This window comes from Nocardia sp. NPDC058640, assembly GCF_042716995.1.
GTDB lineage: Bacteria > Actinomycetota > Actinomycetes > Mycobacteriales > Mycobacteriaceae > Nocardia.
The window spans coordinates 75,084-100,983 of sequence record NZ_JBHXRG010000020.1 but is presented as its reverse complement, the minus strand read 5'-3'; the positions used below and the strand labels follow the sequence as shown (position 1 = coordinate 100,983).

Below are 25,900 nucleotides of genomic sequence, written 5' to 3'. Positions count from 1 at the left end.
GTTGCTCACCGAACTGGTCCAGATCCTCTGAAAACGACACGGTCGTCGCAACCTCTCAATCGAGAGTGTTGCGACGACCGCGTGAACCCGCCCCTGCTTTCGGGGGTTTCGTCGTTGCTGGGGGCTTCCTCGGGTTCAGGGGCGGGTTTGTGTCGTACCCCCGGTTTACCGTTGTCGCATAACGCGAGTCGAGGAGGGTGGCGATGACCGAGAGTGGGCGTGAGCGTGCGCAGTGCCCGGAGGATCTGAGCCGGCTGGTGGTGCAGCGGTTGAATGCCGGGGATGTGGAGGGGCTGGTGGAGTTGTACGAAAGCGATGCGGTGTTGGCGCTGCCGGATGGGGTGGTGGCAACTGGCGTGGGGGAGATACGGGCGGCGTACGCACGGCTGGTGGCTGATCGGCCGGTGTTTCAGCCGGGACCGCAGGCGCCGGTTCTGCGAGCGGGGGATCTGGCGTTGACGTCGTCGCGGTTACCCGGCGGCACCGGTGGGACCGTCGAGGTGGCGCGCAGGCAGCCCGATGGGAGTTGGCGGTGGATTCTGGACCAGCCGAACGCGCCGTGGGTCGGCAGCGAAGCCGGGTGATCAGCTCGGGTTCAGGCCACTGGCGATCACGACGACCACCTTCTCGTCGGTGACTTCGTTGACCCGCACGTCCATACCGTTGCTGGCCTGAGACTGGCCGACGGGAACCGTGACCTGCTGGCCGCCGATGCTCAAGGTGACCAGGTCACCGTTGACCGAGACCAGTTCCGCGTCGATCCCCAGGACCGAGGCTTTGGCGCTCACCCCGCGTTCGAAAGTGACAGTGCAGCCGCTGAGGGTGCATTCGGAGGTGGTGCCGGGTCCGTTCATGGTGCAGGCGGAAGCGGCGAAGGGAAGCAGGAGGGCGAACGCGGAAAGCGTGATCAGCCGTCGAACAGGCATGCGATCAGTGTAGTGCGCGCGGGCGGGCGATGACCCAATGCGTGGACTCGGGATCGAAGCGACAACGGAACGGTCTCGTCAGGTTGCCCGCCGGTCACAGCGGGAATACCGTCGCTGATAGGTAACTGGCATCGCACGCTTCGATGCCGATCGTGTCGGGCTGACGACCGGCTGGCCGGGTGCTCACCCGACAGGTCGGTCGAGACTGGGAGGTGGCGCAGCATGATCGCGAGCGAAATGACCGTTGCCAGCCGCTGGTGGTGGCGGCCGGGGTGGACACCGGGTCGCTCGTTCTATGACTGGCAGGTCGTGCCGACGCAGCCGGTCGCCGACAAACTGGTCGAGATCTTCGCCCCGACATTGTCGACCCTGCCCGGATTCGAGCAGGTCGACGCGGCGCGATTGCGAATCGGGGTGCAGGGCATCGGTTTTGTCGACGGGGTGAAGGGCCTGCACCTGGCGGCCCTGGTCGCCGGGGCGCGGAAGTTGCTCGCCGGGCACGCACCGTTCCAGATCACCTTCGGACCGCCGGTGGTTGCCGCGGACTCGGTACGACTGCCGATCGCGCTACCGGAGGAGTTGCTGCGAGTACGCGAGGATCTCACCAGCGCACTGACCGACGTGTGGATTCGCGAACGAATCCCCGAATTCGGCGAACCATTGCGGCCCTACCTGGCGCTGGCACACGCGACGAGGCCGATGCCGGTGCGGGAGATCACCGCGGCGTTGGAGCAGGACGGATTCACCGATTTCAGCATCGATGACACGGTGTCCGCGGTGTCGCTGGTCGAATTGCAGTGTGAGAACGACAGATACGACTGGTGTGAGGTCAGCGCCGCGGACCTGCTGCGCGTGCCGGACCCGATCGTCGAGCGCAGCATCTTCGACATGCAGTTGCCCGGTCGGCGTTAGTCGCTTTCGGTCGGTTCGATCGCACCCGACACCCGGATCACGCCCGCATCCAGGTCGATATCGATCCGCGGCTCGTGGTTTTGGCCGTCGGAATCGCCGGTGCCCTCGTTCTGCAGCTTCTTGCCCGGAAACAGCTCGCCCATGATGCCCACGACTCCACGATAGTCGCGGTGGTCAGCTGGTCGATTTCCCGCGGTGAACCGTGGTTATCGGTGCTGGTCAGCTGGATTTACCGAGGGTAGTTCCGCTGCGAGCATGGCGGCGATGCGGTCCAGGAGCGCTTCGAGGCGGGTTTCGATGCCGGTGCCGTTGCGGGCGGAGACTGTCAGTTCGGTGCGGCCGTCGAATTCGGTGAGGCCGAACAGTAGGGGCATGGCGACGCTGTGTTGGGGGAGGACGTACAGCCCGGTCGGGTGGAAGCCGGGGACTGCGAGTTCGTCGGTGGTGAAGCGGCCCATGTGGGACACGGTGGCGGACGCCAGGTTTCGGCCCAGGCGGGCGCCGAGCCAGTTGGTGGTGCGTAGGACGCCGCGGGTGATCGGGTTGGGGATGAGGGCTACTCGGGTGTTGGCCAGTTGATTCAGTTCGCGTCGGTCGGCCAGGCCTGCCTTCATGTGGGCTTTGATGGCGGACCAGTCCTGGCCGGGTTCGATGTCGAGGAACAGCGGCAGGGCGAGGTTGGCGGTGGAGCGCAGTTGCGGGTCGTGGCGGCGCAGGTCCACGGGCATCATGATGCGCGAGGTGCCGGGGGTTTCGGCGGCGAGCAGCGCGCAGACTCGGGCCAGGGCGCCGGGGCCCGCTGCTTCGATGGTGCGGTGACGCAGTAGGTGCGGGGCGAGGTGGCGGTGTTGGCGGCCGCGGCCGACGGCGGTGCGGTAGCGCGGGATCATGGGGGTGGGACGGCCGGGGGCGCCCACTCGGGAAACCAGTTCCTGGTCGGCGACCGCGTCCGGTTGGGGGATCGGGTCTTCGCCGCGTAGCGCACGCAGCACGTTGGTCGCCCAGGCGAGCATGCCGCCGCCGTCCATGACGCCGTGGAAGACACGGAAGATCAGGGTGGTCGTCGCGCCGGTCAGGAGTAGGACTTCGACGGTGGTGTCGGGGGTGGGGCCGATCGCGCTGGTGAGGACGGGGTCGGTTTCGAGGGCGCGGGTGGTCAGTGCGTGGTCGTGGACGACTCGGACTGCGGGGGTGATGCCGCTGTCGATCCATTCGTTGCCGTGGCGGCGTAGTCGCGCGCCGGGGGTGACGCGGGCGGCTTCGGTTACCGCTGTGCGCAATGCTTCCGGGTCGATGTTGCCGTCACCGGGAATGACCAGGTGCATGAGGAAGGGTGGGGCGAGGTCGCGCATGGGGAAGTACATGCGTTCGGTGGTGGTGATCGGGCGTCGGAAAGCGTTGCTGCTGTTCATGTTTGCCTATCGCAAGTCTTGGGCGAGCACTTCGATGCCGCCCTGCTCGTCGAGCCAGGTCAGGAAACCGGTCAGGCCGGTGGCGCGGTCGGTGACCGGGGTGTAGCCGAGATCGCGGTGGGCTGCGCTGGTGTTGTAGGTGGCGGTGCGGGTCATCAGGGCGACGGCATAGCGTGACAGTGGTGGTGACCATCGGTTCGCGATAGCCGGTATGCGCCAGAGGGTTTCGAGGGTGGCGACCACGGCGGTGAGCACTCGGGGGTTCGGTCGGCGTGTGGGCGGCTGGAACCCCAGTCGGGTGGCGACCTCACCGAGAAAGCCCCATACATCAGTCTTTTCGGCATCGGCGATGAAATAGGCATTGCCGCCCACCGCATTCGAGGTCAGCGCGAGCTGGCAGGCGTGAACGATGTTGTCCACGTGGCACAGTGAGGCCTCGATGGTGCGGCCGTAGGACAGGTCGGGCAGCGAGCCGGTGGCGGTGCGGTCGAGCAGGCGGACGATCGGGCCGGAGCGGTCACCTGCACCCCAGATCGCCCGCGGGCGCAGGGCGACTGTGGTGAATTCGGTGGTGTCGGCGGCGAGTACGGCTCGTTCGGCGGCGGCCTTGGTTTCGGAATAGTGGTTGAGGTGGCGGCGGGGGTAGGGCAGCGACTCGTCGACGTCGATCTGGTCGCCGCCGTCGCGTTCCATCAGGGCGCTCGGGCTGGAGATGAAGACGAACCGGCCGGCGCCCTCGCTGCGCGCCGCCTCGAGGAGTTGTTCGGTGGCGCTGACGTTTTCGGTCCAGAACCGGTCCCTGGTGCCACGCTCGTCGACGCGTGCCGCGCTGTGGATCACGACGTCGATGCCGGTCGCGGCCTTACGCAGGGAGTCCGCGTCGGTGAGATCGCCGTATACCAGCGTGACCTGATCCCGTGCGGGGCCGAGATCGTCGAGAGTGCTGGTGCGGCGCACCAGGATTGAGATCTCGTGCGAACCGTCGGCGACCAGTGCGCGCACGATGGCACCGCCGAGGAACCCGGAGGCACCGGTGACCAGGATCTTCATCGGCGGGAATCCTGTCGTCGGGTGGCCCAGCGGGCGAGTTGTTCGCGGCCGATCTTGGCGTTGTGCCGGATATCGACGGGGAAGCCGGGGTGGACCAGGAAGTCGCTGATCGGCACCAAGGTATCGAATTCTGTTGCCCTGGTACGTAATCGGGTCAGTGCCGCCATCTCGTCCGCGCCCGGCTCGAGCTCCACGCACAGCACCGGCTGCTGGTTGCCGGGAGCACCGACGCCCACCAGCGCGGTGCGCGAGACGCCCGCCACCGCATTGAAAACCTGCTCGACCTGCACGGTGAACAGAGGACCCGCAGCGGTGGTGATCCGCTGAGTCTTGCGCCCGCAGAACCAGATTCGGCCCTGCTCGTCGAGCCAGCCCAGGTCACCGGTGCGGTGCCAGACCTGCTCGCCGTCGGCGATCTTGCCCGCGGCATTGGCGTGCTCGGGCCAGTAGTACCGCGTACTCACATTCGGGCCTGCGACCACGATCTCGCCGACCTCGCCCGCGGCAGGTTCGCTGGCATCCGCCCAGCTGGCGACCGGTTCGTCGGTGATGCCCAGCAGTCGAACCTGGACGCGATCGGTGGGTCGGCCGATGCACGTGCCCTCGCCGCGCGTGGCCCGCTCGACCAGACCGGCGAGCAGTTCCCGCGATTCGATGGTCGACAGGGGTAGCGCTTCGGTCGACCCGTAGCCGGCGTAGATCCGCACGTCGGGATGCAGCACTTCGCGCAGTCCGGCGATGCACCAGTGCGGCACGGGCGCTCCGCCGGAAAAGATGCTGACCAGGGACTTCAGCTGGTCGGGGTGGGTGCGCAACCGTTCCAGCAGCGGGATCAGCAGCGCGGGCGAGGCGAACATGGTGCGCACCCCGAAACGCGTGATCGCGTCGATCACGTGGGCCGGGTCGGTCGAGCCGACCTTGCTCGGGATCAGCGGCGGCAGCACACACCGCGACCCGAGCAGCAGGTCCAGCACGCCCACCAGTGGCAAGGTCACCAGCGAGGTGTCGGGCGGTGTGTGGCCGCGGGCGGCGTGCACCTGCTCCACCATCGCGGCGAGGTTGCCGTGGGTCAGTTCCACGGCCTTGGCGGGGCCGGTGCTGCCGGTGGTGAAGCCGATGATCAGCAGCTCGTCCGGGTCGGCGGCCACCCGTTCGGGCAGGATCCCGGTCGGTGTGCGGCTCCACGACGACAGGGTCGGCCCGCCCCAGAACCAGCGGCGTCCCACCGTGAGCGCGGTGCGCACGCCCCGGAAACTGCGCGGGAACAGCACGCGCAGGGCGTGCGCCTGCGGGATGCCGATGAACGCCTCGGCTTCGACCGCGCGCAAGCAATGCGCCATCCGACGCACACCCATGCCCGGATCGATCACCACCGGCACCGCGCCGATCTTCAACAGCGCGAACAGGATTGCGTACAGTTCCGGGCTGGGCAGCACGAGCACGATGGTGCGGGTGCCGCTGCGCACACCGGTGGCGGTGAGGTGTTCGGCGATCGCATCGGACCAGCGATCGAGCTCACCGTAGGACAGGGTGCGGTAGTCGGGCGGACCGTGCGCGGTCGTGCCGTCGGGGTAGGTGACGGCCTCGCGATCGGGTTGCTCGCGGGCGACGGCGCGGAATCGGTCGATGGTCTGCCAGTAGGTCGCGGTCGTCACGCGGGGGTGCCCAGCTGGTATAGCGTCGCGGCGGCGGACGGGCCCGCGCCGGCCGCCACGAACAGCACGTGGGTGTAGCCGACGAGGGTGCCCTCGGCGATCGCACGTGCGTAGGCCAGCGGCAGGGCTGCGGTGTGTGGGTCGCCCTCGGACAGGTCGGGTACCCGCACCGCGTCCTGGTCGATGCCCAGAGCGTCGGCCAGGCGCTTGGGGAACTGCGGGCTCGGCGTGGAGGCGATCAACGCGACGAACGCACCGTCGAAGTCGGCCAGTGCGGCTTGCGCGACTTCGGTTGCGGCAAGCAGGATTCGGTCCTCGAAGTCGGGTTCGCGTTCGACCGTCATCAGCGAACGGCCCACGGTGCCCATGGTCGCGGTGTCGACGTAGGCCACGCCCGCGGGGGTGCCGGGGGAGGTGGCGGTGTGCACGGGGCCGAAGCCTTCGGGGCCGTCTACCTTTTCCAACAACAGTGCGGCACCGGAAGTGGCATAGGGGAATTCGGCGTCCGCGCTGGACTTTGTCATCGACGGGTGCGTGTCGCCCGCGACGATCAGGACGTGCTCGGTGCTGCCGGTGGACAGGATCGACCCCGCCACCTGCACGGCATTGACAACGCCGACCGCACCGTTCATCAGGTCGAACGAGAACGTGCGCGCATCGTCGCGGGTGTAATCCAGGCCGATGCCCGCCGACTTCTGGATCAGCGCGGACACCGCCGGTTCGACGGTGTTGGAGTCGCGGAAGATGCCGGTGTTGATCAGCACGCCGACCTGGTCGGCACGGATACCGGCCTGTTCGAGGCACTGTCGCGCGGCGCGCCCGCTGTGTTCGACGACGCTGTGGGTGTCGGCCGACCTGCTGGTGCCGGTTGCCCGGATGCGGATTCCCATGACGAACCTCAGACCTTCAGGGAGGAGATGGTGGTGGACAGGAAACCCGCGACGACACCGGACGCGGCCGGGACCATGAGCAATTTCGAACCCGCCGCGATCTTGTCGTCGGACAGCTGATCGTGCAGCACGATGAAATGCGAAGTGGTCGAAGTGTTTCCGTACTTCTCGATCACATTCAGATCCGGCGGGATCGGCGCACCGAACTCCCGCGCGGCCACCGCGTTGATGTAAGGCACAGCGGCAGCACCGAATTGGTGGTGAATGATGTAGTCGAACTGCTCGCCGGCGAAATCGCCGCCGCGCTGCTCGAGGAACGTGCCCTGGGCGTCGGGCCACAGCAGGAACCGGGCCTCGTTGTGCATTTTGCGGTTGTCGGTGTACAGGGCCACGCCCGATGACTTGTCGCTGGGCATACCGAGGCACAGGTGCGAATGTTCCGCGGCGGTGAACAATTCGATGTAATGGATCTTGTCGGCGTCGTCGACCGCCTGGTCGAGCACGACCGCGCACCCGGAGTCGCCCACCGACAGCGACGCGAACTGCAGATCGTACTTCTCGGAGATCTCGTGCACCGCGGTCTCGGCGATGGGGGTGATCGCCTCGCCGCTGACCACCATGCCGTTGCGCACCACGCCCGAGCGGATCATCCGGTCGAGAATGTAAGTGCCGGTGAGCATTCCGGCGCAGGCATTGGACACGTCGAAGGTGATGGCGCGGTCGGCGCCCAGCGTCTTGGCGATCGTGGACGCGAACGAGGGCTCCATGTACATCTGGGTGCCGTTGTTGCTGCGGGTGATCGAACAGGAGATGATCACGTCGAGTTCGTCCGGCGCGTACCGCGACCGGGACAGGCAGTCCTGTGCGGCATTCATCGCCAGGGTGAACGAATCCTCGAGCGATTCCGGCCGGGTGTCGCGCACGCGACGTTCTTGCACGCCGGTGATGCGTTCCAGATCGAACGACGGCGGGGTGTGCAGCCGGGAGATCAATTCGGCGGTGGACAACACATCCGACGGTAGATAGGCCCCGATGGATTCGAAACGCGAATGCGACACGTGAGCTCCCGGATGCGGTCGACAATGGAGGGCCCACGACAGCGGATCGTCGGCGAAATCGAACCCTACCGGCCACGGACGGACCGTGCGCTGTTGTGAGCCACCACACTGTGTGCTGCGATTGTCTGTGTGTCGCACGGTGTTGCCACAGGCTCGGCAACCCTTCTTTATCGAATAGATCACCAGTACACGTACATGATGAAGTTCACGGCAATGTACTGGCTACCGGGTCGGGCGGTGTCGTGGTCAGGGTGCCGTACTGCAGAATGATGCTCACACAGTGAGCGACTTCACGATCGCGCGCCCAGCCGAATATCTTCACCGCGCGGCCGACTTGTTTTCGTAGCTGAACGCACCGCCGTGAATTTGTCGCCGGAGAGCAACAGAATAGGGAGAACTATGGAAATCGAAGCAACCAATTTGGACATCTACGGCGGCGAACCGCTGCCGTGGTCGCGGGTCGAACAGGCGTTGGACAATTACATCGGCGGCCCGGGCAGCCCGGCATTTCTCAGTACTGTGCGACCCGACGGCCGCCCGCATACCGCCGCGGTGGGGGCACTGTGGCTCGACGGGGGTTTCTATTTCACCAGCGGACCCGCCACCCGCAAGTCGCGCAATCTCGCCAGAAACTCGGCCTGCACCGTGGCGGTTTCGCTCGAAGGCATCGATCTGATCGTGGACGCCACCGCCGCCGTCATCACCGAACCGGACACCCTCGAACGCATCGCGGCCCGTTATCGCGAGGCAGGCTGGGCGGTCGAAGTGGACGGCGCGGCCTTCACTGCCCCCTACAGCGCCCCCAGCGCGGGACCGGCGCCCTGGCAGCTCTACTTCGCCACCCCGCACAGTGTGGTCGGTGTCGGCACCGCCGAACCCAACGGCGCCACCCGCTGGCAATTGTCCTGAACGCGGCAGTGATCTTCGCAAGAGTGGCCGCGCACCAACCCTGGACCAACCTTTCGCCACCATAGTGGGCTCGCGAGCACGATTACCGTCGATAATCCGCGAGGAGTGCACCATGGTTCGACATCCCCACGGCCGCAAGGTCGATCACCGCCACCGTGCGGTGCAGGCCAGCGACGACGCGCTGCGGGTGTTGCGGTTGCTGTTGGAAATGCACGGTCCGGTGGTGCTGTATCTGCCCGCGGGCAGCGACGGGTTCACGCCGATGTGTGTGCGGCGCAGTGACTTTCGGCCCGGCGACGGCGATGTGCTCGCCGGGCAGACGGCGTGGCACACGCAGTTGTGGATGGCGGACCCGTTCCATATCGGCCTCGACGATCTGGACGTGAAGATCGAGGTGCGCAACCGTGCGCAGCAGGCGCGCGAATCCGCTTCGCTCGAGGCGATGTGCGGGTTCCGGTTCACCCTCCGAATCGAAAACGCCGATACCGCAGCGGAATTGGTCGAGGAAGCCTCGTAATCACCAGAACCGCGGGGTCAGGCCCCAGTCGGCGAACTCCGCGGCCAGCAGGTCGCGCAGGGCCGCGCGGGTGGGGAAACGGTCGGGGTCGCCGCCGGTCACGACCAGGGTGACGGTGTCGTCATCGCAGGAGAAGGCGAGGTTGACACCGACCTCCACCTGACGGAACAGCGCCACCGGGCCGGGGTTGACCACCGGGCGCATGATCACGTCGCGGGCCCGGTGCCCGCCCAGCACGGCGATGTTCTGCGCGGTGCGACCCATGTTGGTGCACAAGCACTCCGGGGCTTTGGCGGTGCGGGCGAACCGGTGCAGGACCACCTTCGGCAACAGCATCTGCACTGGTTGCAGGTGCTGGATCGGGGGGATGGTCTCGGGGTTGCGGTAGGCCAGGCCGGCTGCTTTGAGCGCGGTGCGCACGGCGGGCAGATCGGTGCGTTCGCCGGTGCGGTAGGCCACGCTGATCGGCAGGCCGGTGGTGGCGTTGGCGCGCGGGTCGTCCGCTTCGCGCATCGAATGCGGAATGTCCACGCGGACCTGCGCACCGTCGGCGATGCGGCCGCTACGACCGAGCAGGCCGACCGCGACACCGATCAGCAGGCCGTTGGTGGTCCCGCCGTGCTGCGCGGCGACGGCGTCCCATTCGGCCAGATCGAGCTGGACGATGGTTTCGGCGGGCTGCCAGGTGTCGGCATGGGGTAGCACCGGCTCGGTCGGGCGGGGATTGCGGGCCGGTTCGCTGACACCGCGAGCCCGGCGAGCCGCACGTACCCCGCGCACGACCGCACCCAACTGTCCACGCGCGTCGGCGAGATCGGCGGCGAAACGACCGGCACCTGCCACGGGCCCGACGAGCTTGCCCGCGCTGGCGAACCGATCCGGTGCCTCACCCCGGTTGAGGCGGTCCAGCGAATCGACGATCGCGTGCATCATGCCGCCGCCGTCACAGGCCACATGCGAGGCGACCAACGTGACCACGGTGCCACCGGATTCGGTCGGCGCACCGGCCAGCTGCCAGACCAGTCCGCGTTCGGGATCGAACTCGACCGCGGCCTGTTCGAGGAACCAGTCCAGCACCTTGTCCTCGGGGACCGGGGTGTCGGACCAGCGCAGCGGCAGCGACTCGGTGGCGGGCTCCCAGTGCGCGCGGGCGATCGGGAACCGCGTCGTGCGGACTCGGCGGGCGATGAAGCCGGTTGCCAGGTGGGCGTGCCAGTCGGCCAGTAGGTCTCGGCCCAGTGCGGTGTCGAACCGGTAGGCCAGCTGGTTGACCAGGGCGTTGGGGTAGAGGCTGTGCAGTTTGAAGAACAGGTCGTCGTCGGCGGTGATCCGGTTGAGGCCGGTGGGCGCGGTGGCCACCGTGACGGCGGGGGAGGTGACGGTCATCGGGAACTCCTGATCGGGAACTGCGCGTCAGCGGGAACGGAGGGTGCGCACGGTCAGCGGCGCGAACACCGCGACCACGACCACCGAGGCGACCAGCGACCACAGGGCGTCGGCGCCCACGGTGCCGTCCGCGGCTAGGGTGCGCACCGCGGAGACCAGGTAGGACACCGGATTCAGGTCGGACACGTGCCGCATCCAGGTCGGCATGGACTCCTCGGGCACCAGCGCGTTGGACGCGAACCCCAGGAACGTCAGCACCAGCATCGACATGCCCTGCACGGCGGCGGGGCGGGCGATGGTGGCGCCGATGAACGCGAACAGCCAACTGATCGCGGTGGTCGCGAACACCACCAGCACCGCACCGGCGATGAAGCCCGCGGCGTGCTCGGGTCGGTAGCCCATGCAGAAGCCCACGATCACCACGGTGGTCGCGGCGATGAGATAGCGAACAGCGCCCGCGAGCAACGCCCCGGCAACCGGTGCGGATCGGGCGATCGGCATGGCGACGAAACGGTCGAAGACACCGGAGTGGATGTCCTCCGACAGCTGCACACCGGTGGCCACCGACGAGGTGAGCACGATCTGCACCAGCACGCCGGGGATCATGATCGGCAGATACGCCTGCATGCTGCCCGCGATGGCGGTGCCGAAGATGCTGCCGAACAGCACGGGGCCCACGATCGGCAGCAGGATGGCGTCGTAGAGCAGTTGCGGGCTGTGCCGGAAGGTGAGCAGGCCACGCCACGCCATCATCAGCGAATGCTGCAGGGCGGCAAGGGGACTCACGCGGGTCACGCGCGGCTTGCGCACGACCTGGGCGGGTTTGTCGGTGGTGATCGTCATAGTCATGCGGCGTCCTCGGTGCGGGCGCGTCCGGTCAGCGACAGGAACACCTCGTTGAGATCGGGTCGGTCCACGGCGAAACCGCGCAGGGTGATGTCGGCGTCGCGGCAGGCGGCGACGATGTCGGCACCGCGCTGCACGTCACGCAACGGCACGGTCAGCGTCCCCGCCGACGAACCCTCGGGCACCTCGCCGGTGATCTCCTGGATCAGGGCCTCGGCCCGGCGCAGGTCGGCGGTGTCGGGGATGTCCAGGCGCAGCACCTGTTCGCCGATGGAGGCTTTGAGTTCGGCGGGGGTGCCGTGCGCGACCAGCGTGCCACGGTCGATGACCGCGATCCGGTCGGCCAGCGCGTCGGCTTCCTCTAGGTACTGGGTGGTGAGCAGCACGGTGGCGCCGCGTTCGACCAGGCCGCGCACGATGCCCCACATGCGATCGCGGGTGTGCGGGTCCAGGCCGGTGGTGGGCTCGTCGAGGAAGATCAGCGGGGGCACCGTGATCAGGGTCGCGGCCAAGTCCAGGCGTCGCCGCATGCCGCCGGAGAACGCGCTGACGCTGCGGCGCGCCACCGCCGTCAGTTCGAATTCCTCGAGAAGTTCGTCGGCTCGCACGCGGGCATCGTGGCGTGACAGGCCGAGCAGTCGGCCGAACAGGCGCAAATTCTCACTCGCGGTGAGGGTTTCGTCGACCGACGCGTACTGGCCGGTCAGCCCGATCATCGAACGTACCGCGGTCGCCTCGCGCACCACGTCGAAACCGAACACCTCGGCATTTCCGCGATCGGGTCGCAGCAGGGTGGCCAACATGCGCACGGTGGTGGTCTTGCCCGCGCCGTTGGGGCCCAGCATCGCGAACACCGAACCGGCCGCGATGCTCAGATCGACACTGCCCACAGCGGTGAAATCACCGTAGGACTTGCCCAGGCCGCTGGTGCGGACGGCGATCTCGGTGCTCATAGGTGCCTCCCGGCATGGACGGACAGTGGTGTCGGGATCGACACGGGCAGCAGGCATTCCACTTCGTCGGCGGCACGCGCCACTCCGGTGTCGGCGAATCGGCTCGCTTGCGCGGCCGCGCGGGCCACCACGTTCGGGTCGGCGACGTGATCCAACAGTGCGGTCAACTGGGTCTCGGACAGGTCCGCGGCGCGCACAGTGCCTGCCAGGCCGAGTCGCGCGAGCGCCCGTCCCCAATACGGCTGATCGGCTTGAATCGCGCAGATCACCTGGGGGACACCGGCTCTCAGCGCGGCTGCGGTCGTGCCTGCACCACCGTGATGCACTGCGGCTACGCAGCGCGGGAACACCGAGGCGTGGTCGACCTGGCCCACGATCGCCATGTCGGAGGTCAGGGCGGGTTCGATTCCCGCCCAGCCCGCAGCCAGCAGCAGTCGGCGACCACGCCGGGCGCACACCGAACGCAACATGGTCACCAGTGCTGCCGGGTCGTCCACGGCCATCGAGCCGAAGCCCACGTAGATCGGTGCCGAACCGGCATCGAGCCACCCCATCAGCGCGGGATCGCGTGGGGCACTGAGGAATCCGTCGGGATCGACCATGAACCCGGTGACCGGGTAGCGCGCGGGCAGCTCGGCGGCCAACCCGGGAAACAGGTCGACATCGTAGGCCTGGATCGAAACACGGTTCGGCAGTGCGTGTTCCACGATCCCGAACTCCGACAGCGGCTGCCGCAGCGCGGCATCACGTGCCCACCGCAGACCCGACCAGATCCGCTGATTCAGCGACGCGGGAACCCGAGAACCCCACGCGGCCGGCACCACCGGCACCGACCTGTTCGGGTGGATGGGAAAGAAATGCACTGCGGCTAGCGGCAATCCGATGTGCCGCGCGGCCTTCTCGGCCGCTTCCTCGCCCGCCATCCCGGTCACGAGCACGTCGTGGCCAGGTGCCAGCACCAGCAGATCACGCACCGCCTCGACCACGCCGCGCCGCTGCAGATCCAGCACCGCCCGCACCCGCTGTCGCGGACTCGGACTGCGGAAACGGTGATCGTCGTGCTGGGTGCGCAACAGCTCGGCACTGTCGCGACCGAAACCGACCGCGGGAATGCCGTGCGCGGTAGCGAATTCGACCAGGTTCGGCGACAACGCCAGGGTCACCTGGTGCCCGCGAGCCAGCAGCTCGCGGGCCAGCAGGATGCCGGGCTGGGCATCGCCTCGGCTCCCGGTGAAGGCCAGCAGGGCACGCATGCTCAGCCCGCGCTCAAGGCCGCCGCGGAGTCGGCCGCGGGTGCGGCCGCGGTCGGCACCATGGTCACCGCGTACATGGCGCGGGCGAACTCGGTGAGGAAGCGGTCCATCACCTGCGCGGGCAGACCGGCGGGGTAGCGGGTGGACACGTACAGGCCCTCGGGGCCGCGCACGACCCAGAAGTACACCTCTTCGGTGGAGTACGACACCGCGCGCAAGGTACGTCCGCGCAGGTCCGCGACCAGTTCGTAGTTGGGCAGCATGCGAATGTCGAGGAAGGACGCGCCGTAGGTCGGGCCCTCGGTCGCGCCGACCATGGCCAGGCAGCGACCCCAGGACGCGTCGTTGCACAGGTGCGCGCGCTTGAGCGAGGCGCGGGTGGCGTCCAGCGCGGCGGGCATGTCGGCACCGGCGGGCAACGTGATGTCGACCGGGACGACATTGACGAACCAGCCCATCGACTCGAGCCAGGTCAGATCGGGGCGGGTGGCGATCGGCATCACCGTGCGGAACCTGTTGTCGCCGAACGTCTCTCGCGACGCCACGGCCAGTGCCGCGAACACGGTCACCGACAGCCGATGCTTGGCCCGGTCCAGCGCGGCTTCGACCTCCTCGAGCTGCTCGAGGTTCAGCAGGGTGCGCGACACACTGGGTTGGGCGTGCTCACCGTCGAGGACGGCAACCTGATCCGCGGCGAAGCGGGGCATCGGCGAACCCGGCGCCCCGAGAAAATCCCGCCACACCGCCACGGCGGGGGAGTCCAAGGACAGCTCCTCGGCGGCGGCGCGTTCGAGCACCGCGTGATCGGCAGGGCTGCCGAAAGTGACCGATTCGCGGACCGGTTCGCCCGCGGTGACCTCGGTGTAGAGGGTGCGCAGTTCCAGGATGAGCACGGCCTGGGAGTAGGCGTCCAGCACCGAGTGGTCGGCGCCGACCAGCACGGTGAAGTCGTCGGTGTCGTGCGCGACCGTGGCCACCAGCAGGTGCGGCCACACCAGCGCCGACAGGCGCAGTTCCAGCAGCGTGCACAGGTAGTCGTTGATCTCGTCACCGTCGCGCAGATCGGCGACCGGAACACCGGCCACGCGCACGGTGCCGGGGGCGGTGGTCACGCGGTGGTAGCCGCCGTCGCCGGTGGGAGCCACCGTGGTGCGGAAGCCCTCGTGACGGTCGTGCCAGCGCTGCAGCGTCGTGGCCCACGCGGCCGGGTCCAGCGGGGCGTCCATCTCGAAGATGGTGCCGATCCAGCGGCCCCGGCCGGGCCGGGTGTCCTCGGGGTCGAGGAAGCCCAGGTACTGCTCGTGGACGCTGGCCAGCGGGCGTTCGTCGTCGCGCCAGGCGTCGGCAGTGGTCAGTTCGGGGGTCCAGATCGCCAGGTCGCCGGGGCGGATCTGGAACTCGGAAAGGTGGGTGTATTCCATGGTGGTACCTCAGGGAGTGCAAGCCGAAAACGGCGCGAAGGGGATTCGGTGAACGCGGGCGCGTCACCGGGTGTTGCTCTGGATCCCGCACCGGATGTAGCTGGCGAACCCTGGGCTATCCCGAGTGTATAACTCTGAGAGTTTTCTGAAATATTGCTTAGTCACAATTGAGAGGTGTGAAGAAGCTCACTTTCAAAATTGTCACGAATCACAACCTAGATCATCTGCCCCTGGAGTAAGGGGGTTTTTGTTCACCTCTTTCGTTCACACCGGGGAACCGAACTCGGTCAGGACCGTACCGTGCCGTACGACGCCGGACAGACCCGGCAGATCGGTGGGCGGCGACCACGTTCGAAACCCGTCGAAACTGTCGCTGAACAGGTAGCGGCCCTCGGTGTAGGCGTCGAAGTAGATGCGGTGCCCGCCCTCGGGAAGGCCGACCACCGACTGGCCCTCGCGCGGACCACCCCATCCGGCCCAGTCGCCGCGCGCCACGACCGTGTACGGCCCGATCGGACGGTCGGCCACGGCGAGTTCGATCAACTTGGTGTCCTCGTTCTTGACGAAGGCGAACAGGCGGCCGTCGAGGCGGACCAGCGTGGTGTCGATGTGCCCGAGCGAACCGGGACCGGCGGGTCCGAGGCCGAGCAGGGGAACCGGGGGCGCCCAGGCGGTCAGCGCCGCGTCGAGGGGGAGCAGCAGGTGCGGGGTGAAACCGTGACCCCAGGTCAGCGAGACGATGATGCCGACCCGACCGTCGGCGTCGGCATACCACTCCGGTGCCCACGCGCCTTCCAGCCTGCCCGGCACCAGCATCGGGACATTGCCGAGGAACGTCCAGGTGATCCGGTCGCGGCTGCGGGCAAGGCCGATCGCGGTGGCGTCGCCGGCGATCGTGTAGGTGAGGTAGTAGTGGCCGTCGGTGTGCAGCAGCACGCTGGGGTCGCGGACCAGGCCGGTCGGCGGGGTGTACGCGTGCTCGCTGACCGGGGTGAAGGCGGTGCCGTCGGTGGATTCGTAGACCGCCAGGGTGGTGTCACTGTCGGCGCGGAAGGCGGTCATCGTGTACCGGCTCGGCGGTCGGTGGGGGTCGGGTCCGACGCCGGGGCCCAGTGCGGACTGCGCGCGTGCGGTGCCCGTCGCCAGCAGTGGGAGTCCGGCTAGCAGGGCCAGTGCGGTTCTTCGTCCCATCGCCATGACCAGGGATTATCCGGTCGGGTGCGGGCCGGTGGTCGCAGGCGCGCCGGTTCTCAGGAAGTGGCGGGTTGCGGCTCGGGTGCGTCGACGGGGAGTCGCAAGTCCACGATCAGCCCGATCATCCCGATCGACAGGCAGATCGCGGACACGGTGATCGCGATCGGGTGGCTGTCGCCTGCCAGCGAGCCGGCCAGGACAACCGTGGCGATCGTGCCCGGCGCCGAACCGAGCACAGTGGCCACGAGATACGGCATCACGCGCACCGAGGACAGGCCGCAGCAGTAGTTGACGATCGAGAACGGGGCCAGCGGGATCAGTCGCAGCGCGGCCACTGCGAGCCAGCCGCGTCGGTCCAGGCGCTCGTCGATCGCACGGACCGCGGGGTGGGTCAGGTGTTGCGCGACCCGGTCGCGGCCCACCGCGCGCACGCCGAGCAGTGCCACCGTCGCGGCGACTCCCGAAGCCAACAGCGCGATGATCGAGCCCAGGATCGGGCCGAACAGCACGCCGCTGGTCACGGTGAGCACGGTGCGCGGGACGGGGAACACCGCGACGACCGCATAGAAACCGAAGAACAACAGTGGCAGCAGCGGTCCGGCGCCGCCCGCCCAGTCGCGGATCTGCTGGGGGCCCGGCAGCGGAACCAGCATCGCCACCACGAACAGCGCGGCGAGCCCGGCCAGGGCGATCAGCAGGCGCGGGGAACGGATCAGTGCGGACACTCGGGCAAGGATACCGGGCGGTAGGGGATGGCCCGAGTGAGCGGACGCGGTGTCACAGATAGCATCAGAAGCGAACCGGACACTTACCGGTTCGCGGTGGGCCCCGTTGCGGGATTTCACGGATCGGCAGCACACCGGGGTGCGGTCGTCGAATGGAAGAGAGAACAGCAGCTATGCCGATTGGTTCAGAGTCCGGGGCGGGTCTGGCACCGGATCCGGTGCCCGAGTTCGCTGCCTGGCGCAAGGGTGTGGCGGGGGTGCTGGCGAAAGCACGGCGCGTCGACGCCGCGGAGCTGCCTGCCGAACCCGAGCATCTGCTCGACGAGACCACCTACGACGGGCTGACCATCGCCCCGCTGTACACCCGCCGCGACGAGCTGCCCGAGCAGCCGCTGCCCGGCACCTTCCCTTTCGTGCGCGGTGGCGACGCCACTCGCGATCCGCAACGCGGCTGGTACGTGGGCGCTTTCGCCGGTGACGCGGACGCCGAAGCCACCAACCGGGCGATTCTGACCGGGCTGGACAACGGCGTGAGCGCGATCGCGCTCGGTGTCGGCGCCTACGGTGTCGCCGTCGAGGACATCCCGGTCGCGCTGCGCGGGCTGCTGTTCGAGTTGGCCCCGCTGACGCTGGTCGCCGGTGCTGCCACCGAGACCGCCGCCGCGAAGGTGTTCGAGATCCTCGACGGTTACTCGATCGACGATCGCGCCCAGATCCGGGTCGGGCTCGCTGCCGCCCCGCTGACCTCCGCCTTCACCGGCGCCGAAGACCTCGACCAGGCGCAGACCGTCGCACTGGCCGTGCGCGCGATCGCCCGACCCGAAACGGTGCGCGCGATCACCGTGGACGGCATCGCCTTCCACAACGCGGGTGCCGCGGACGCCCAGGAAGTCGGCGCCGCCATCGCGGCCGGACTGGCCTACCTGCGCCTGCTCACCAACGCCGGGGTCGACATCGCCGACGCGTTCGGTCAGCTCGAGTTCCGCTTCGCGGCCACCGACGACCAGTTCGCCACCATCGTGAAATTCCGTGCCGCACGGCGCCTTTGGGCTCGTGTCGCACAGGCGTGCGGTGCCCCCGCGTTCGGCGCCGCCCCGCAGCACGCGATCACCTCCGCCGCCATGATGAGCCAGCGTGACCCGTGGGTGAACCTGCTGCGCACCACCCTGGCCGCGTTCGGTGCCGGTGTCGGTGGTGCCGATTCGGTGACCGTGCTGCCGTTCGACGCGGCGCTGCCCGCGGGCGAACTGGGTGTGTCGACCACGTTCTCGCAGCGGCTGGCCCGCAACACCCAGCTGCTGCTGCTCGAGGAATCGCACCTGGGTCACGTGCAGGACCCGGCCGCCGGTTCCTGGTACGTGGACTCGCTGACCGACGAACTCGCCACCAAGGCATGGGAATTCATGCAGGAGCTCGAGTCCGCGGGCGGCTACCTCGCCGCCCTGGACGCCGGTGTGCTCGCCGAGCGCATCGCCGAAACCGCTGCCACCCGCGCCGCCGATGTCGCCCATCGCCGCACCGCGGTGACCGGGGTGAACGAGTTCCCCAACCTCGCCGAGACCCCGCTGTCGGAGCAGGCCCGCCAGGAGAGCTCGATCGCGCGCTACGGTGCGGCGTTCGAATCGCTGCGCAACCGTTCCGACGCGTACCTGGCCGCCAACGGCGCGCGCCCCAAGGCGCTGATCGTGCCTTTGGGGCTGGTCGCCGAACACAACGCGCGCACCATCTTCACCGCGAACGTTTTGGCCTCGGGCGGTATCGAGTCGGTCAATCCCGGCCCGCTCACTGTCGACGAAATCGCCGCCGCCGCAACCGAATCGGGGGCGCGCATCGCGGTCCTGTGTGGTGCGGACAAACGATACGCCGAACAGGCCGGTGCCGCGGTCGACGCATTGCGCGGCGCGGGCATCGACACGGTTTTGCTGGCCGGACCGGAATCCTCGGTGCAGCAGTACAGCGGTACCCAGCGACCCGACGGATATCTGGGCTTGCGCATCGACGCGGTCTCGGTCCTGTCGCAGCTGCTGGAGAAGGTAGGAGCCTGATGACCACCTCCGATATCACCCACATCATCGGCAGTTTCGCCGACGTGCCGCTCACCGAGCACGCGCCCGCGCCCGCGGCGGTCGATGCCGAGCAGGTGGCGCAGTTCGTGGCCGAGGCCGCCACGGCCAACAATGCCACGCCCGAGCAGCTGGTCTGGTCGACGCCCGAGGGTATCGACGTGCCGCCGGTGTTCACCAAGGCTGATCGCGATGCTGTTGTCGCGCAAGGGTATCCGTTGGATACCGTGCCCGGTGTGGCGCCGTTCCTGCGCGGGCCGTACCCGACCATGTACGTGAACCAGCCGTGGACCATCCGCCAGTACGCGGGCTTCTCCACCGCCGCGGACTCCAACGCCTTCTACCGCCGCAACCTGCAAGCAGGCCAGAAGGGCCTGTCGGTCGCCTTCGACCTGGCCACTCACCGGGGCTACGACTCCGACCACCCCCGCGTGCAAGGCGATGTCGGCATGGCCGGTGTCGCGATCGACTCCATCCTGGACATGCGGCAGCTGTTCGACCAGATCCCCCTGGACCAGGTGTCGGTGTCGATGACCATGAACGGTGCGGTGCTGCCGATTCTGGCGCTGTACGTCGTGGCCGCCGAGGAACAGGGCGTGACGCCCGACCAGCTGGCCGGAACCATTCAGAACGACATTCTGAAAGAGTTCATGGTTCGCAACACCTACATCTACCCGCCCAAGCCGTCGATGCGGATCATCTCCGACATCTTCGCGTTCGCCAGCGCCAACATGCCGAAGTTCAACTCGATCTCGATCTCGGGTTACCACATCCAAGAAGCCGGTGCCACAGCCGATTTGGAGCTGGCGTACACCCTGGCTGACGGGGTGGAGTACATCCGCGCCGGTATCGCGGCGGGCATGGATGTCGACAAATTCGCGCCGCGGCTGTCGTTCTTCTGGGCCATCGGCATGAACTTCTTCATGGAGGTCGCCAAGCTGCGCGCGGGGCGGCTGCTGTGGAGCGAGCTGGTGTCGAAGTTCGAACCCAAGAGTGCGAAGTCGCTGTCGCTGCGCACACATTCGCAGACGTCGGGCTGGTCGTTGACCGCGCAGGACGCCTACAACAATGTGGCGCGTACCTGCATCGAGGCGATGGCCGCGACCCAGGGGCACACCCAGTCGCTGCACACCAACGCCCTCGACGAAGCGCTGGCGCTGCCCACGGACTTCTCCGCCCGCATCGCGCGCAACACGCAGCTGCTGATCCAGCAGGAGTCCAACACGACTCGTCCGATCGACCCGTGGGGCGGCTCGTACTACGTCGAGTGGCTCACCCACCAGCTGGCCGAACGCGCTCGCGCCCACATCGCCGAGGTGGAGGCGCACGGCGGTATGGCACAGGCGATTTCGGAAGGCATTCCGAAACTGCGCATCGAGGAGGCCGCCGCCCGCACCCAGGCGCGCATCGACACCGGGCAGCAGCCGGTGATCGGCGTGAACAAGTACCAGGTCGAAGAGGACCACGCGGTCGAGGTGCTCAAGGTCGAGAACTCGCGCGTGCGCGCCGAGCAGATCGAGAAGCTGGAACAGCTTCGCGCCGAACGTGATCCGGTCGCGGTGGAACAGGCGCTGGCCGAATTGACCCGAGCGGCAGCGTCTTCCGAAGGCGGCATGGAGAACAACCTCCTGGCCCTTGCCATCAACGCCGCGCGCGCCAAGGCCACCGTCGGGGAGATCTCCGACGCGCTGGAGAAGGTGTACGGCCGCCATCAGGCCGAAATCCGTACCCTGTCCGGTGTGTACCGTGACGAAGCAGGCAAGGCAACCAACATCGGCGCGGCCATCGAGCTCGTCGAGGAGTTCGCGCAGGCCGAGGGTCGTCGACCGCGCATCCTGGTCGCCAAGATGGGGCAGGACGGGCACGACCGCGGGCAGAAGGTGATCGCGACCGCGTTCGCCGACCTGGGCATGGACGTGGACGTGGGTCCGCTGTTCTCCACACCCGAAGAGGTGGCGCGGCAGGCCGCGGACAACGACGTGCACATTGTCGGTGTGTCCTCGCTGGCGGCAGGGCATCTCACGCTGGTGCCCGCGTTGCGTCAGGCCCTAGCCGAAGTGGGTCGTCCCGACATCATGGTCATCGTCGGCGGCGTGATTCCGCCCGGTGATTTCGACGAGCTGTACGAGGCCGGCGCTGCGGCGATCTTCCCGCCCGGCACCGTCATTGCCGACGCGGCCATCGATCTGTTGAAGAAGCTGGGCTCGGCGCTGGGGCACGAGATCGGCGGCGGCGTACAGGCATGAGCGGTCAGCGTCCGGAGGCGGTAGCTGGCGTAACCACGGAGGTCGCCCGAGCATGCCGAATCAGAACAGCATGAGCGATGCCGCACAGGTAGCCGGGGGTGCCGACGCGCACCCCCGGCTCGGGACCACCGCGGGCGTCGGCTCGCCACGCAACGAGGGTCGCACCGCGGCCGATGTTCGCCGCTCGATCGATGTCGACGCGCTGGCCGCACAGGTCAAGGACGGGCAGCGGTCGGCGCTGGCGCGGGCGATCACGCTGGTCGAATCGACCCGCTCCGATCATCGAGAACTGGCGCAGCAGTTGCTGTTACGGGTGGCCGCCGAACCCGGCGCCGCTGTCTCCAACCGTGTCGGGATCACCGGCGTTCCCGGCGTGGGCAAGTCCACGTTCATCGACGCGCTCGGCATGTTCCTGCTCGAAAAAGGCCACCGGGTAGCGGTTCTCGCGGTAGACCCGTCCTCGACGCGCACCGGCGGCTCGATCCTCGGCGACAAGACCCGCATGGCGCGACTGTCCCTGGAGGCCGACGCGTTCATCCGCCCGTCGCCGACCGCGGGGACTCTCGGCGGCGTGGCCAAGGCGACCCGCGAAACCATCGTGCTGCTGGAAGCCGCCGGGTACGACGTGATCCTGGTCGAGACCGTCGGTGTCGGCCAGTCCGAGGTGACCGTGGCCAACATGGTCGACGTGTTCTGCTTCCTTACCCTGGCCCGCACCGGCGACCAGTTGCAGGGCATCAAAAAGGGTGTACTCGAGCTGGCGGAGCTGGTCGCGGTCAACAAGGCCGACGGCAAACACGAGATCGAAGCCAAAGGCGCCGCCCGCGAACTGGCGGGTGCGCTGCGCCTGATCCACCCGCACGACGCACTGTGGAAGCCGCCGGTGCTGACCATGAGCGGCCTGGAAGGTGTTGGGCTGGACAAGTTCTGGGCCGCGGTTCTGGATCATCGCCGGGTGCTCACCGACGCGGGCGAGTTCGCCGAGAAGCGTCGCCGCCAGCAGGTCGACTGGACCTGGACCATGGTGCACGACCAGATCCTGCGCCGCCTGGCCGACAACCCGCGGGTGAAAGACGTTCGCGCGCAAGTGGAATCGGCGGTGCGTGCCGGCACCCTCACTCCGTCGCTCGCGGCGGAAGCCATTCTGGGAGCCTTCGACGCCTGAGCTCTGGTGTCTGTGCGGTAGCTGTCTCGCGGAAGGTCGGCGCAGATTGGCTGCTCGGTGAGATTCAAACCCCAGCTAGAGCCGATATTTCGCCGATGATAACCCTTATATGCGTGATTTGCTACCTGTTGCCTGAGGTCGGTTCCGGGGATCATGGAAGGTGTCGAAAGGCCCAACGGCCGAGGAGGCACCAGTGGCGATCTTTCGTTCAGACCGGGTAATCGGCAGCGATCTCACGCCGGAGCGAGCGACCCTGGGAGGCGACGGCCGCTGGCGACTCGGCTGGCTTCCCGAACAGGGATTGGACCTGGACCAGGCGATGGACGGTCTACGACTGGACGAAATAGTCAGCGACCCGACCCTGGTACACGACCGGATGGCGGTGGCCGAGGCGACCGCCTGCGCGGATCGCATGGGCATCCTGTTCGAACAGGCGCTGATCCGTCTGTGGAAGCGCACCCTGGCCACCCTGACGCTGTGCGGGTTCGCCGCCCTCCGCTTACGACTGCTGGTCAAAGGCCACCGGCTGATGGCGTTGAGCGGATAGTCCGCTATAGCCAGCGGACGCGGCGGAAGACCACGGCCAGCCCGGTGCAAATGGTGGCCATCACGATCAACGTGACGGGGTAACCCCACGGTTGTCGCAGTTCGGGCATCGTGTCGAAGTTCATGCCGTAGATGCCGGCGATCATCGTCGGCACGGCCAAGATCGCGATGTACGCGGAAATCTTGCGCATATCGGTGTTCTGCTGCACGGCGATCTTGGCCACCGCCGCACCGACCAGGGTGGTCAGCGTCTCGTCGAGATCATTGATGCGCTCGGTGACACCGCTGTGGTGGTCGGCGACATCGCGCAGATAGCGACGCACCTCCTTGGGCAGCGGCGTGCGCGGCGACGTGAGGGTCTGCAGGGGACCGGCCAGCGGACGCACCGCGCGCCGCAGCTCCACGACCTCGCGTTTGAGCTGGTAGATCGCCTCGATGGGGATCTTGCTGCGCGGGCTGAACAGCTCCTCCTCCATCGACTCGACATCGAACTCGACCGCCTGCGCCACATCGATATAGGAGTCCACGACCACGTCGGCGATCGCGTGCAACACCACGCCGGGGCCCAGCGCCAGGCGATCGGGTTCGGCTTCCAGGCGATGCCGCACCGCGGTGAGCTCGTTGTGTTCACCGTGTCGGACCGCGACCACGAAATCCGCGCCGAGAAAGACCATGATCTCGCCGGTCTGCACGATCTCGCTGACCGAATGCATATCGTGCTCGACATAGCCCACGGTCCGCATCACGGTGACCATGGTGTCGTCGTAGCGTTCGAACTTCGGCCGCTGCCGACCGGTCACCGCGTCCTCGACGGCGAGTTCGTGCAGACCGAACACCTGCGCGATCTCGCCCATCTGATGCGAATCCGGCTCGAACAACCCGATCCACACGAAACCCGTTCCGCGACTGCGGATCTCGGCCAGTGCGGTCTGCGGCGTGAACCGGCCGGGCAGGCGCGCCCCGTCGACATAGGCCGCGCAATCCACGATCGCCCGCGCGGTCGGCACCGACGGTTTGGGCACAGTCTCCACGTGGCGCCTGCTGCGCGACCGGAACGGCGAACTGGTCATCACGTCGCCGATGCTGCGCCGCCCCGGTGCCTGGGTGTTCGGGCTGTCCACCATCGCGTCGACCTCGCTCTCCTCGATCGTGGCGCAGCATCCCACGACGACGAACACCGGCGCAACCGAACCGAGGTCAGCCGTGGTGCATTCCGCCCATTCCGCCGGGAGCGCCCATGTCCATCTGCATGGGCGCGGGCTGCTGGCCCGGACCCAACACCAGGAACTGGCCCATCATGCCCTTGTCCTCGTGGTGCAGCAGGTGGCAGTGGTACATGTACGGGAACGTGGGGTCGGTGTGGTCGGCGAAGTGCATGGCCAGGGTGTAGGTGGCGCCCGGGGTGGTGTAGACGGTGTCCTTCCAGCCCGAAAGCGCTGGGGGAGGCGGGTTTCCGTCGATGGCCAAGACCTGGAACTGCACGTCGTGGACGTGGAAGTTGTGCGGCCAGTTGTCCTTGTTGCGCACGGTCCACACCTCGGTGGTGTTCACCGGGATGGTCATGTCGATGCGGTTCATGTCCATGCGCTGGTTGTTGATCATGAACCACTGCAGCTCGAACGCGCGGGTCGGCGGGGTGTTCGCCGCGGCCAGGGCACGCATCGGGATCAGCGCGGCGGGCAGGGCCGCGGAGGTGCGCAGGGAGGGGGCGGCGCGCAGAGTCAGGATGTCGAAGGTGTCGTCGAGACCGTATTCGGCGGCGTTGTCCACGCCCGCGCGTTCGGTGATCGGCAACGACCGTAACGTGACGTTCTCGCCCGCGCGCAGGGTGACCACCAGTTCGGCGCGCTCGCCGGGACTGAGCTGAATCGTTTTCAGCGCAACAGGTTTGGTGAGCAGTCCACCATCGGTGGCGATCAGCTGGAACTCGCGGTTGTCGGCGAACGACAGGTTGTACAGGCGACCCGACGAACCGTTGAGAACGCGCAACCGGACCCGCTCGGTGGTGACAGGCAGGTGGGCGTTCGCGATGCCGTTGGTGATGATGGTGTCACCGAGCAGCCCGATGTCGGTGCTGTCGGTTTCGTTCAGGGTGCCGTCGGCGTTGAAGCGGCGATCCTGGATCACCAACGGAATGTCGTCGACGCCATAGTCTTTCGGCAGATCCAGCGCGTCGGCCTCGTCGTCGTCGACCAGGAACAGGCCCGAAAGTCCACGCTGCACATGCTTTTCGGTCGCGCCGTGCGGATGCGGGTGATACCACAGCGTCGCGGCCTGCTGCTGCACCGTCCACTCGGGCGCCCAGGACGCGCCGGGCGCGATCATCTGGTGCGGGCCACCGTCATACTTCGCCGGCAGGTGCATACCGTGCCAGTGCACCGAGGTGGGCTCGGGCAGATCGTTGGTGATGGCGAACGCGACCTTCTCGCCCCGTCGCGCCCGCACCGTGGGTCCGAGGACCGAGCCGCTGAACCCCCAGGTCGGGGTCGAGGAACCACGAACCATCTCGGTCACGCCGGTCTGCACGCGCAGGGTGAACCGGCGCACGCCGTCGGAGCCGACCGTGGACGGGGCCAGCGGCGGGATCGGCAGCGGCCGCGTCGCCGACGAACCGACCGAACCGGGGGCCGAGGTGCCGATCGAACAACCGGCCGCGTACACCGCTACCGGTGCCAGGGCCAGGCCGGTGAGAAAACCTCGTCGCGAAACCAACGTGCGCTCCTTGTCTGGGGAACCTCCAGCTTCTTGTCTGGGGAACCTCCAGCTTCGCCGG

General features: G+C 67.8%; 24 protein-coding genes. 8 read left to right on the top strand and 16 right to left on the bottom strand.

Annotated features, from left to right (window positions below; all coding sequences use genetic code 11):
* Positions 1-203: 203 nt before the first annotated feature.
* Positions 204-584 carry a YybH family protein gene (locus tag ACFWU5_RS20730; protein ID WP_379241804.1) on the top strand — a complete coding sequence of 127 codons (381 nt, stop codon included), beginning with the start codon at positions 204-206 and terminating at the stop codon, positions 582-584.
* Here ACFWU5_RS20730 and ACFWU5_RS20725 read toward each other — a convergent pair whose 3' ends face one another.
* Entirely contained in the window at positions 585-926 is a 342-nt protein-coding gene (locus ACFWU5_RS20725) for a hypothetical protein (protein ID WP_379241805.1), read from the bottom strand.
* Positions 927-1,148: 222 nt separating this feature from the next.
* On the opposite strand from ACFWU5_RS20725, the gene ACFWU5_RS20720 reads away from it, so the two are divergent.
* Positions 1,149-1,838, top strand: a complete 690-nt coding sequence (locus ACFWU5_RS20720; protein ID WP_379241806.1) for a hypothetical protein — start codon at positions 1,149-1,151, stop codon at positions 1,836-1,838.
* Here ACFWU5_RS20720 and ACFWU5_RS20715 read toward each other — a convergent pair.
* Genes ACFWU5_RS20715 through ACFWU5_RS20690 form a run of 6 tightly spaced genes read right to left on the bottom strand, consistent with a single transcriptional unit; the run spans position 1,835 to position 7,903 of the window.
* The gene (locus ACFWU5_RS20715) at positions 1,835-1,990 is read right to left on the bottom strand and encodes a hypothetical protein (protein WP_379241997.1); all 156 of its coding nucleotides are present in this window, start codon (positions 1,988-1,990) and stop codon (positions 1,835-1,837) included. The two genes, ACFWU5_RS20720 and ACFWU5_RS20715, sit on opposite strands and share 4 nt — an antisense overlap.
* A 54-nt stretch (positions 1,991-2,044) precedes the next feature.
* Positions 2,045-3,250 carry a peptide synthetase gene (locus ACFWU5_RS20710; RefSeq protein ID WP_379268308.1) on the bottom strand — a complete coding sequence of 402 codons (1,206 nt, stop codon included), beginning with the start codon at positions 3,248-3,250 and terminating at the stop codon, positions 2,045-2,047.
* Between the two features lie 6 nt (positions 3,251-3,256).
* On the bottom strand, positions 3,257-4,300 hold the full coding sequence (locus ACFWU5_RS20705; protein WP_379268307.1) for an NAD-dependent epimerase/dehydratase family protein: 1,044 nt from the start codon (positions 4,298-4,300) through the stop codon (positions 3,257-3,259).
* Positions 4,297-5,955, bottom strand: coding sequence for a fatty acid CoA ligase family protein (locus ACFWU5_RS20700; protein WP_379268306.1), 1,659 nt, complete (start codon positions 5,953-5,955; stop codon positions 4,297-4,299). Before ACFWU5_RS20700 ends, ACFWU5_RS20705 begins: the two co-directional genes overlap by 4 nt.
* Positions 5,952-6,845 carry a hypothetical protein gene (locus tag ACFWU5_RS20695; RefSeq protein ID WP_379268305.1) on the bottom strand — a complete coding sequence of 298 codons (894 nt, stop codon included), beginning with the start codon at positions 6,843-6,845 and terminating at the stop codon, positions 5,952-5,954. The genes ACFWU5_RS20700 and ACFWU5_RS20695 overlap by 4 nt, the downstream gene beginning before the upstream one ends.
* Positions 6,846-6,853: 8 nt before the next feature.
* Entirely contained in the window at positions 6,854-7,903 is a 1,050-nt protein-coding gene (locus tag ACFWU5_RS20690) for a 3-oxoacyl-ACP synthase III family protein (protein ID WP_379268304.1), read from the bottom strand.
* 399 nt (positions 7,904-8,302) lie between these two features.
* Here ACFWU5_RS20690 and ACFWU5_RS20685 point away from each other — a divergent pair, with 399 nt between their 5' ends.
* Together ACFWU5_RS20685 and ACFWU5_RS20680 are read left to right on the top strand one after the other, a co-directional pair.
* Positions 8,303-8,812: a pyridoxamine 5'-phosphate oxidase family protein gene (locus ACFWU5_RS20685; RefSeq protein ID WP_379268303.1), complete on the top strand. Its 510-nt coding sequence runs from the start codon at positions 8,303-8,305 to the stop codon at positions 8,810-8,812.
* Positions 8,813-8,924: 112 nt separating this feature from the next.
* Positions 8,925-9,329 (top strand): DUF779 domain-containing protein, encoded by a 405-nt coding sequence (locus ACFWU5_RS20680; RefSeq protein ID WP_379268302.1) that lies wholly within the window; start codon positions 8,925-8,927, stop codon positions 9,327-9,329.
* Here the strand turns inward: ACFWU5_RS20680 and ACFWU5_RS20675 are convergent, their stop codons facing one another.
* The 7 genes from ACFWU5_RS20675 to ACFWU5_RS20645 all read right to left on the bottom strand — a co-directional run bounded on the left by ACFWU5_RS20675 (position 9,330) and on the right by ACFWU5_RS20645 (position 17,107).
* Entirely contained in the window at positions 9,330-10,715 is a 1,386-nt protein-coding gene (locus ACFWU5_RS20675) for a hypothetical protein (RefSeq protein WP_379241814.1), read from the bottom strand.
* Between the two features lie 27 nt (positions 10,716-10,742).
* Positions 10,743-11,564, bottom strand: a complete 822-nt coding sequence (locus tag ACFWU5_RS20670; RefSeq protein WP_379268301.1) for an ABC transporter permease — start codon at positions 11,562-11,564, stop codon at positions 10,743-10,745.
* Entirely contained in the window at positions 11,561-12,514 is a 954-nt protein-coding gene (locus ACFWU5_RS20665) for an ATP-binding cassette domain-containing protein (RefSeq protein WP_379241816.1), read from the bottom strand. The genes ACFWU5_RS20670 and ACFWU5_RS20665 overlap by 4 nt, the downstream gene beginning before the upstream one ends.
* Positions 12,511-13,767: a glycosyltransferase gene (locus tag ACFWU5_RS20660; RefSeq protein ID WP_379241817.1), complete on the bottom strand. Its 1,257-nt coding sequence runs from the start codon at positions 13,765-13,767 to the stop codon at positions 12,511-12,513. The genes ACFWU5_RS20665 and ACFWU5_RS20660 overlap by 4 nt, the downstream gene beginning before the upstream one ends.
* Before the next feature lie 2 nt (positions 13,768-13,769).
* Complete coding sequence (locus ACFWU5_RS20655) at positions 13,770-15,188, bottom strand: condensation domain-containing protein (RefSeq protein ID WP_379241818.1); 1,419 nt, start codon at positions 15,186-15,188, stop codon at positions 13,770-13,772.
* Positions 15,189-15,452: 264 nt separating this feature from the next.
* On the bottom strand, positions 15,453-16,385 hold the full coding sequence (locus tag ACFWU5_RS20650) for a hypothetical protein (protein ID WP_379268300.1): 933 nt from the start codon (positions 16,383-16,385) through the stop codon (positions 15,453-15,455).
* Between the two features lie 53 nt (positions 16,386-16,438).
* Positions 16,439-17,107, bottom strand: a complete 669-nt coding sequence (locus tag ACFWU5_RS20645) for a TVP38/TMEM64 family protein (RefSeq protein WP_379268299.1) — start codon at positions 17,105-17,107, stop codon at positions 16,439-16,441.
* Between the two features lie 173 nt (positions 17,108-17,280).
* On the opposite strand from ACFWU5_RS20645, the gene ACFWU5_RS20640 reads away from it, so the two are divergent.
* The 4 genes from ACFWU5_RS20640 to ACFWU5_RS20625 all read left to right on the top strand — a co-directional run bounded on the left by ACFWU5_RS20640 (position 17,281) and on the right by ACFWU5_RS20625 (position 23,128).
* Positions 17,281-19,152: a methylmalonyl-CoA mutase family protein gene (locus ACFWU5_RS20640; RefSeq protein ID WP_379268298.1), complete on the top strand. Its 1,872-nt coding sequence runs from the start codon at positions 17,281-17,283 to the stop codon at positions 19,150-19,152.
* Complete coding sequence (gene scpA, locus ACFWU5_RS20635; RefSeq protein ID WP_379268297.1) at positions 19,152-21,416, top strand: methylmalonyl-CoA mutase; 2,265 nt, start codon at positions 19,152-19,154, stop codon at positions 21,414-21,416. Before ACFWU5_RS20640 ends, scpA begins: the two co-directional genes overlap by 1 nt.
* 70 nt (positions 21,417-21,486) lie before the next feature.
* Positions 21,487-22,581: a methylmalonyl Co-A mutase-associated GTPase MeaB gene (gene meaB / locus ACFWU5_RS20630; RefSeq protein WP_379268311.1), complete on the top strand. Its 1,095-nt coding sequence runs from the start codon at positions 21,487-21,489 to the stop codon at positions 22,579-22,581.
* 193 nt (positions 22,582-22,774) lie between these two features.
* The gene (locus ACFWU5_RS20625; RefSeq protein ID WP_379268296.1) at positions 22,775-23,128 is read left to right on the top strand and encodes a hypothetical protein; all 354 of its coding nucleotides are present in this window, start codon (positions 22,775-22,777) and stop codon (positions 23,126-23,128) included.
* 4 nt (positions 23,129-23,132) lie between these two features.
* Here ACFWU5_RS20625 and ACFWU5_RS20620 read toward each other — a convergent pair whose 3' ends face one another.
* On the bottom strand, positions 23,133-24,197 hold the full coding sequence (locus ACFWU5_RS20620; protein WP_379268310.1) for a magnesium and cobalt transport protein CorA: 1,065 nt from the start codon (positions 24,195-24,197) through the stop codon (positions 23,133-23,135).
* Between the two features lie 127 nt (positions 24,198-24,324).
* Positions 24,325-25,839, bottom strand: a complete 1,515-nt coding sequence (locus ACFWU5_RS20615; RefSeq protein ID WP_379268295.1) for a multicopper oxidase family protein — start codon at positions 25,837-25,839, stop codon at positions 24,325-24,327.
* Between the last annotated feature and the right edge of the window lie 61 nt (positions 25,840-25,900).